This is a genomic window from Oleiphilus sp. HI0079 (assembly GCF_001635105.1).
In genome coordinates this window covers 1-726 of the sequence record NZ_LWFT01000144.1, presented here as the reverse complement: position 1 = coordinate 726, position 726 = coordinate 1, and the positions used below count along the sequence as shown (strand labels likewise).

The following is a 726-nucleotide window of genomic DNA, read 5'->3' as shown; positions in this document are numbered from 1 at the left end:
CTAGGCGCTCACATTCAGCCCGACAGTGCTCTGACCAACGATCGGCATGCGCACTAATGCCGTGATGAACATGGATCGCCTTTAGTTGAATCCGCCGTTTTGAGGACTGAGTTTTTGCGGCGCGCTTCGCCAAATGAAGTAAGACAGTGGAGTCTAGCCCACCACTATAAGCAACATAAAATGTGGAAGAATCAGGATAAGAAGCGAACGCTCTTTCCAGTTTAGCCTTTATCATACGCAGTTAAGCGCTGATAACGCTCTTCGATCAACTCTTCGACCGGAGTGTCGCGCAGAGCGCGAATATCAACAAGCAGACGCTCTTTGAGCGACTCGGCCATAGCTTGCACATCTCGATGCGCACCACCCAGAGGCTCTTCAATAATCTGATCAATCAAACCCAGCTCTTTCAACCGAGGGGCCGTCACACCCATCGCGGTTGCAGCATCAGCCGCATACTCGGCACTTTTCCAGAGGATAGACGCGCAGCCCTCGGGAGAGATGACAGAATACGTTGCATACTCCAGCATGTTCAATCGATCACACACTCCGATCGCCAATGCGCCACCAGAGCCTCCCTCACCGATCACCGTTGAGATAATCGGGGTTTTCAAACGCGACATCACGGCAATATTGCGCGCAATCGCCTCGCTCTGACCACGTTCCTCAGCACCAATACCGGGAAACGCTCCAGGCGTATCGATTAAGGTCACAATGGGCAGATTAAAA

The 726-nt window shown here is 52.2% G+C and carries 2 protein-coding genes; both read right to left on the bottom strand.

All coding sequences use genetic code 11. From position 1 onward, the window contains the following. The coding region (locus A3750_RS24770) for an ATP-binding protein (protein WP_304440160.1) at positions 1–235 on the bottom strand (235 nt) is incomplete at its 3' end. Beyond that, positions 222–726: carboxyl transferase domain-containing protein (locus tag A3750_RS02160; RefSeq protein ID WP_304440159.1), on the bottom strand; the 505-nt coding region annotated here is incomplete at its 5' end. The genes A3750_RS02160 and A3750_RS24770, both read right to left, overlap by 14 nt.